5 protein-coding genes are annotated in these 8188 nt (G+C 65.6%); 2 read left to right on the top strand and 3 right to left on the bottom strand.

The annotated features are described in order from the left end of the window. Positions 1 to 103: 103 nt before the first annotated feature. The 3 genes from ACIRA7_RS13145 to ACIRA7_RS13135 all read right to left on the bottom strand — a co-directional run bounded on the left by ACIRA7_RS13145 (position 104) and on the right by ACIRA7_RS13135 (position 4721). Complete coding sequence (locus ACIRA7_RS13145) at positions 104 to 1786, bottom strand: sodium:solute symporter (RefSeq protein WP_396221298.1); 1683 nt, start codon at positions 1784 to 1786, stop codon at positions 104 to 106. 125 nt (positions 1787 to 1911) lie between these two features. Beyond that, a complete protein-coding gene (locus tag ACIRA7_RS13140) occupies positions 1912 to 3246 on the bottom strand; it encodes a cation:proton antiporter (protein ID WP_396221297.1) in 1335 nt (444 codons plus the stop codon). An 8-nt stretch (positions 3247 to 3254) separates the two neighbouring features. Beyond that, entirely contained in the window at positions 3255 to 4721 is a 1467-nt protein-coding gene (locus tag ACIRA7_RS13135; RefSeq protein WP_396221296.1) for a M20/M25/M40 family metallo-hydrolase, read from the bottom strand. 241 nt (positions 4722 to 4962) lie between these two features. On the opposite strand from ACIRA7_RS13135, the gene ACIRA7_RS13130 reads away from it, so the two are divergent. Together ACIRA7_RS13130 and ACIRA7_RS13125 are read left to right on the top strand one after the other, a co-directional pair. Beyond that, on the top strand, positions 4963 to 6612 hold the full coding sequence (locus ACIRA7_RS13130) for a TldD/PmbA family protein (RefSeq protein ID WP_396221295.1): 1650 nt from the start codon (positions 4963 to 4965) through the stop codon (positions 6610 to 6612). Beyond that, positions 6609 to 8018: a TldD/PmbA family protein gene (locus ACIRA7_RS13125; protein WP_396221294.1), complete on the top strand. Its 1410-nt coding sequence runs from the start codon at positions 6609 to 6611 to the stop codon at positions 8016 to 8018. The genes ACIRA7_RS13130 and ACIRA7_RS13125 overlap by 4 nt, the downstream gene beginning before the upstream one ends. Positions 8019 to 8188 lie beyond the last annotated feature (170 nt).

The following is an 8188-nucleotide window of genomic DNA, read 5'->3' as shown; positions in this document are numbered from 1 at the left end:
TTCACGGGGCCCGTGTGGGGCCCCCCCGGCGAACCACGACTCTGACCCCTTGAACCCCCTTGAAACCCTGCTTCCTGCCCCCTGATACCCTCCCCCCTGCTTCCTAGGGAGTTTGCAGTTTCCGATCTCCCAAGCTCAACACGGAGCCTACAACCACCACCACCACCGCCCCAATCACGTTGTGCCACAGGAAGCTCACACTCGGCACACCAAAGGACACCGCGGCCACGGCGCCCATGCCGCTCAGCAGCCCCACGAAGGCGCCGAATGCCCGCGTGCGCGGAATCATGGCGAGAATGAACACGCCCAAGATCGAGCCGTAGAAGAACGAGCCGAAGCGATTCACGACTTCGATCAGTGAGCCGAGGTTGGCGGCGTACACCGCCACCACGCAGGCGAATACACCCCAGAGTGCGGTGGCCGCCTTCGACACGAACAGGTAGTGTGCGTCGCTGCCTTCGCGCTTGAACCAGCGCTGGTAAAAGTCCACGACGCTGGCGGTGGAGAGCGAGTTCAGCTCGGCGGCGATGCTCGACATGGCGGCGGCGAGGACGGCGGCGAGAAAGATACCGGCGAAGCCGAGCGGCAGGTGATCGAGCACGAAGCGCGGGATAATGTAGTTCACATCGCGCGAGGCTTCACCGGTCACACGCCCGGCGGCGGCCAGCGCGTCCTTGCGCACCACGTTCACCGACGAGTCCGCGCTACGGAAGGCGAGCAGCGCGCTGGTGGTTGCGGCGCTGGCGCCGTGGTCGATCTCCGCTGACGCCTGATTCGCGGCGGCGGTGCGCTGCGTGATCGCCGTGGTGTAGCGCGACTCGAGCGTGGCGAAGGTAGCTGGCTCCCGCTGCTGCACCTGTGCGCTGTGTTGCGGATTGAACAGCATGGGCGCCGGCGTGAACGTATAGAACAGGAACACCAACACGCCGATGAGCAGGATCAGCGCCTGCAGCGGAATCTTCCAGTAGGCGCTCATCAACAGCGAGCTGCGTGCTTCGTCCACCGACTTGGCGGCGAGGTAGCGCTGCACCTGACTCTGGTCGGTGCCGAAGTACGACAACATGAGGAACGTGCCGCCCAGGATGCCCGACCAGAACGTGTACGTCTCCGACAGGTTGAACGAGAAATCGAACACGCGCAGCCGGCCGGTGGCGCCGGCGATCTCGAGCGCGTTGTCGAGCGGTACGGGCATGCGCATGATGAGCACGACCACAATGGCGAGCAGGGCGCCGACGATCACCACCATTTGCTTCACATCGGCCCAGGTGACGGCCTGCACGCCGCCCAGCACGGTGTAGATGACCGTGGGAATGCCGATGAGCGCCACGCACCAGGTGATGTCCCAGCCGAAGATGGCCGAGAGCACGACGCTGGGAGCGGCGATGATCGTGCCGCAGGACATGCCGCGCGAGAGCAGGAAGAGAAAGCTCGTGAGCGAGCGCGTTTTCGCGTCGAAGCGCTTCTCGAGGAATTCGTAAGCGGTGAAGACCTTCGCGCCGTGCAGGAACGGCACGATGGTCACCCCGAGAATCACCATCGCGATCGGCAGTCCGAAATAGAACTGCACGAAGCGCAGGCCATCGGTGGCGCCTTGGCCGGTGGTGCCGATGAGCGTGATGGCTGACAGCTGCGTGGCCATGACCGAGAGACCAACCGCCCACCATGGCAGGCTGCGGTTGGCCAGGAAGTAGCCTTCGATGTTCGTGGTGCCGCGCGTCCGGCGCAGGCCGTCGAAGACCACGACCGCGAGGTACACGGCCACGATCACCCAATTGATCCAATGCATGCGGACGCCTACGGCAGTCGCAGGGTGTACCGCGACTGCAGCAGCCACAGCAGCGCCAGGGTGGCGGCCTGAATCAGCAGGACGCGCCAGAGTGTGGTGCGGAACGGGATGGCCATGGCCTCAAGTTACATGCTGGCGTGGTCGTCTGCCGTGTGGCCGACAGCCGTATGGCCGACAGCCGCGTTACCGGGTCTCGACGCAGACGGTCGTAGGTGCCGGGCGAGGACCCGCTGCACCACCGGCTGCACCGTGAGTCCCTGCACGAGGATCGAGAAGCACACGACGAGGTAGGTCATGGTGACGAGCGTGGAGCGGTATGCCCCCATCGGCAACGACAGGGCGAGCGCGACGCTGATGCCGCCGCGCAGTCCGCTCCATGTGAGAATCGTCAGCGTCCCGGATGGGAACGGTTGCCAGCGACGCAGCACGGCGAGCGGAAGACCGACGCTCATCCATCGTACGAGCAGCACCAACGGGATCGCCAGCGCGCCGGCCAGACCGGAGGCGCCGGTGAACTCCACGATCACGGCCTCCACCCCGATCAGCACGAACAGCATCGCATTGAGGAACTCGTCGACCAGCTCCCAGAAGTCGTCGAGTCGCGCCCGTGTCATCGGAGACATCGCGAACGCGCGGCCACCGTTGCCCACCATGAGACCGGCCACCACCATGGCCAAGGGTCCGGAGATGTGCAATCGGTTAGCCAGCGCATAGCCACCGGTCGTCAATCCGAGCGTGAGGAGAATCTCGACCTGATAATTGTCGATGCGGGCGAGCAGTCGGTTGGTGCCCCAACCGATGACGGCGCCGAACAGGGCGCCACCGATCGCTTCGACGGCAAACAGTTCGGCAATGCGTGTGATGGTCATGGCATCGCCGCTCGCCACGCCAAGCAACACGACAAACACGACCACGCCGATGCCGTCATTGAACAGCGACTCGCCGGTGATCGTGACTTCCAACGGCTTCGGGACACCGGCTTTGCGCAGGATCGCGCCCACGGCGATCGGGTCCGTGGGCGAGATCAGCGCGCCGAACACCAGACACCACGCCAGCGGCACCGGGATCCCCAGCAGGCTCGTAATCAGCAGGGTCCCGCCACCGACCACGGCAGTGGAGAGCAAAACGCCGACGGTGCTGAGGACGCCAACGATCAGCCGTTCGGCGCGAAGCTGGGTCAGATCGACATGAATCGCCCCGGCAAAGAGGAGCGCTCCCAATGCGCCCTTCAACAACGTCGTATCGAAATCGAGGGCGCGGACGAACTCCGCGAGCGGCGCCAGTTGAACGAGCCCCGCCTGGCCAAGGCCGAGCAGCAGCAGCGACACCGTCAACGAGATGGCCATCAGGCCGATCGTGGGCGGGAGGCGCAGCCACCGAAAGTTCACGTACGCAAACGCCGCCGTGACCGAGGTCAGTGCGGCGACCAACTCGAATGGCGTCATGGTCGGGTCGTTCAATCAGTGCCTCAGGAAATCGGCTTGCCTGCGTTGGGACCGGCCACCTGCTTGACCAGTTCGTACAGGAAGTCGAGTCCGTCGTAGAAGCTCTTCACCCGCAGCTTCTCGTCGCGCCCGTGCGCGTTGGTCTCGCCCGGCGACGAGAAGATGCCGCTGACGCCGTAGGTGGGAATGCCCACGGCGCGCAGGCGATAGCCGTCGGTGGCGCCGGTGCTCATCGTGGGAATCACCGGCACGCCGCCGAACATCTTGTTCGTGAGCTGCGTGGTGGCCTGCAGCAGGGTGGCATTGATCGGGCCGGGGGCGCCGTCTTTGCGGTCTTCGCGCGCCCCCGTGACCTTCACCGTGGCGTCGCCGATCACCCGCTCGAGCGCGGCCTTGACCTGCGAGCCGGAGCTCGTGGGCGCGATGCGGCAATTCACGTTCGCCGTCGCCGTCTGGGGCAGCGCGTTGTTGGCGTGACCGGCAAAGAGGCGCGTCGCCACGCAGGTGGTGCGCAGCATCGAGGCGTAGCGCGGATCGGTGGAGATGATGCGGGCCGCGGCCGTATCGGCCGGATTGGCCACCAGCGCCCTCATGGCCGCGGCGAGCGACGGCATTTCCACCTTCGCCGTCTGCTCGAAGAACGGACGGGTGATGTCGTTCAGCTCAACCGGGAAGGTGTACTGCTCGATGCGGGCCAACGCGTTCGCCAGCGAGTAGATCGCGTTGTCCTTGCGCGGCACGCTGGAGTGACCGCCGGTGTTGAGCACGGTCAGCGTGTAGTCGTTGTACACCTTCTCGGCGGCCTGAATGGAATGGAACAGCGGCTTGTCATCCTGCAGCGTGCCGCCACCGCCTTCGTTGATGGCGTACTCGGCGTCGATGAGTTCGCGACGATTCGCAATCAGCCAGCTCACGCCGTTCTCGCCACCGCCTTCTTCATCGGCGGTGAGGGCGAGAATGAGATCGCGCTCGGGCACCCACCCTTCCTTCTTGTAGCGCAGCAGGTTGGCGGTGAGAATGGCGGCCATCGACTTGTCGTCGGCCACGCCACGTCCCAGGAAGTAGCCGTCCTGTTCCGTCATCGTGAACGGATCGCGCGGCCAGTCGGTGCGGATCGCCGCGACCACGTCGAGGTGGGCGAGCAGCAGGATCGGCTTGCCGCGCCCCTTGCCGCGGTAGCGCACGATGAGGTTCTGCTTGGCGGGGGCGCTGGGCGGCCCCACGAGTTGGATATCGTTGGCCGGGAACCCCGCCGCCTTGAAGCGGGCCGCCACGGCCTGGGCGGCCTTCGTCACCGATCCCACAGAGTCCACCGTGTTGATCTCGACCATCTCCTTGTAGATCGCGCGGGCGTCCTGCTGTGCCGGCGTGAGCGTAGTCGGCGCACCGGGTGCCTTCTGGAGGATCTGGGCGGAGAGGGCCAGCGGCAGCGCGAGCATGGCGACGCCGGCATGAGCGACGGCCAGCGTGGGACGACGGAGCGGGGGCATGGGCGGGACGGCTCCAACGGCAAGCGTGAGGGGAGGCGCGCGCCGTCATGACGCGGGCCGTTCCCAATCAAGGTACGGCCAACGCACGAATACGGCAGGGCGACCGTCCCGCGCGGGCCACGGCGCCCAACAGGACCGCGGTCGGGCGCGTAAGTTGCAACGACCGTTGGTCCGTCCCGGACCCGCCCACGGCACGCCGTGAGCGGTTCGCGTCTCCTCCCGCCCCGCTCATGATCTGCTCATGACACGCTCCCGCCGCGATTTCCTCAAGGCCAGCGCCGCTGTGGCCGCCGGTGGTTTGGTCGCTACGCGATCGGCCGCCGCGCTGTCCTCCTCCGGCTCGCTGATCGCCGCCCCCGGTCTCATATCGTCCGACCTGCCGTCGGCCGACGATCCGGCCATCAAGGCCCTCATGCAGGCCGCGCTCGACGTGGCCAAGACGGGCGGCGCCTCGTACGCCGACGTGCGCGTGGCCGCCCGACGCCAGCAGAACGTGAACACGCGCGATCGCATCGTGCAGGGCGTCAGCGACACCGACACCTTCGGCCTCGGCGTGCGCACCCTCGTCGACGGCGCGTGGGGCTTCGCCGCTACCAGCCGCCTCGACAAGGACTCGGTGGCCAACGCCACCCGCGCCGCGCTCGAACAGGCCCGGGCCAACCGCGCCAGTCAGCTGCGTCCGGTGCAGCTGGCCCCCACGCCCGGCAATCAGGTGGGCGAGTGGAAGAGCCCCATCGAAACCGATCCGTTCACCGTGGCGATCACCGACAAGGTGGCGCTGCTGTTGGCCGCCAACGAGTCGGCGCTCAAGGTGAAGGGCGTGCGCAACGTCACCTCCAGCATGTTCTTCCTGCGCGAAGAGAAGTCGCTGATGACCAGCGACGGATCGTTCCTCGTGCAGACGATCTATCGCACGTCGCCGAGCATGTCGATCACGGCCGTGTCGGCCGACTTCTCTGATTTCCAGACGGTGCAGAGCAGTGAGATTGCACCGATGGGCTTGGGCTACGAGTGGGTGATCAACTCGAAGATGGCCGAACGCGCGCCCAAGTGGGCCGAGCTGGCCGTGCAGAAGTTGAGTGCCAAGCCGGTGGAGCCGGGTCGCTACGACCTGCTGCTGCATCCGTCGAACCTGTGGCTCACGGTGCACGAAGTGATCGCGCACCCCACCGAACTCGATCGCGCGCTCGGCTTCGAAGCCAACTACGCGGGCACGAGCTTCATCGCGCCGCCGGCGCAGGTGCTGGGCAAGCTGCGGATCGGCTCCGACCTGCTCAACATCGTGGGCGATCGCGAGCAGAAGGGATCACTGGGCGCCATCGGCTGGGACGACGAGGCAGTGAAGCCGGTGAAGTTCGACATCATCAAGAACGGCGTGTTCGTGGATTACCAGACCACGCGCGAACAGGCCACGATGATGACCGACTATTACAAGAGCGTGGGCAAGCCGGTGCGCTCGTACGGCTGTTCGTACGCGCAGAGCTGGGCCGACGTGCAGTTCCAGCGCATGCCGAACGTGAGCATGGTGCCGGGCAACAACGACGATACGTTCGACAGCATGATCGGCAAGATGGACAAGGGGATCGCGATCGTAGGCGACGGTTCGTTCTCGATCGATCAGCAGCGCTACAACGGCCAGTTCGCCGGCCAGATCTTCTACGAAGTGAAGGGTGGCAAGATCGTCGGACAGCTCAAGGACGTCGCGTACCAGTTCCGCACGCCCGAGTTCTGGAAGTCGCTCAAGGCCATCGGTGGCCAGAAGAGCTACGAACTGGGCGGCGCCTTCGGCGATGCCAAGGGGCAGCCGGGTCAGTCGAACTCCGTGAGCCACGGCTGCGTGCCGTCGCTCTTCCAGCAGACCAACATCATCAACACCGGGAGGAGGGCGTGAGCGAATTCGGCCCCCGTTCTCTGTATGCACCGGCCGGGATTCTCACGCGTGCCGAGGCGCAGGAAATCGCCCAGCGCGCGCTGCGGAACTCGCCGGCGGAAGAGACACGCGTTTCCATCAACAGTGCGGCGCGGGCGGACACGCGCTTCGCGTTGAATCAGGTCACCACGTCGGGTGAGAATCAGGATACGCAGGTCACGATCACGGCGTACTCCGGTAATCGCGCGGCCAGCGTGAATACCAACCGACTCGACGAAGCCTCGCTCGCCGCGGCGGCAAAGCAGGCGTACGAGATCGCGAAGCTGGTGCCGCCCAATCCGGAGCGCATGCCGGAGCTTGGCGCGCAAACGTATCCATCGCCGCGCGAGCGCAGCATCACGTTGCCGTCGCCGACCGAGCGCGCGGCGGCGTCGAAGATCGTAACCGAGCTGGCGCGTGCCAACGAATTGATCGCGACCGGCTTCATCGAGTGTCGCGCCGGAGCGACGGCGCTCGCGAACTCGAAGGGGCTGTTCGCGTACGACTCGAGTTCATCGGTGACGATGACCACCACGGTGCGCTCACCCGACGGCACCGGCTCCGGCTGGGCATGCACCGACGGCAACACGTTCTCCGATCTCGATCCGGCGCGCGTGGCCGCCACGGCGGTGCAGAAGGCCAAGGATTCGCGCAATCCGGTGGCCATCGAGCCGGGGCGCTACACCACGATCCTCGAGCCCACGGCCGTGGGCAATCTGGTGCAGCTGATCGCCGGTGCGATGCAGGCACGTTCTGCCGATGAGGGCCGCTCCTTCTTCTCGAAGCAGGGCGGTGGCAACAAGATCGGGCTCAAGGTGGTCGACGACCGCGTTACGCTGATCACCGACCCGGCCGATTCACCCAGCACGAGCGGCGGCTACGATGGCGACGGCATGCCGCTCGAGAAAATCACGTGGATCGAGAACGGCGTCGTGAAGAACCTGAACTACGATCGGTTCTGGGCGCAGAAGCAGGGCGTGCAGCCCACGCGCGCCGGTGGTGGAGGCGGTGGTGGTGGCGGAGGCGGTGGTGCGCGTTCGCTGCGCATGCTCGGCGGCACCACGAGTGTGGCCGACATGGTGAAGAACACCGAGCGCGGCATCCTGGTGACGCGCTTCTGGTACATCCGCGGCGTCGATCCGCGCACGATTCTCTACACGGGACTCACGCGCGACGGCACGTTCCTGATCGAGAACGGCAAAGTCACGCGCCCGATCAAGAATTTCCGATTCAACGAATCGCCCATCTTCTTCCTGAACAATCTGGAAGCGATGGGCCCGACGATCCGCATCAACGCGTCGGAAAACCTCGGCGCCGGCGGCGCAGTGTACATGCCGCCGATCAAAGTCCGAGACTTTACGTTTTCGTCGCTGTCGGATGCGGTGTAACTGGGCTGGGCAATTCTGAACTGAAAACTTGAAACCGAAAACTCCCTAGGAAGCAGGGGGGAGGGTATCAGGGGAGAGGAGGCAGGAACCACGCGCGGTTCACCTGCTTCCTGCCCCCTGATACCCTCCCCCCTGCTCCCTAGGGAGTTTTCAGTTCCGAGTTTTCAGTT

Origin of the sequence: Gemmatimonas sp., assembly GCF_044376735.1 — a bacterium.
In the GTDB taxonomy this organism is placed as follows: domain Bacteria; phylum Gemmatimonadota; class Gemmatimonadetes; order Gemmatimonadales; family Gemmatimonadaceae; genus Gemmatimonas.
This window is presented reverse-complemented; position numbering and strand designations above follow the sequence as displayed.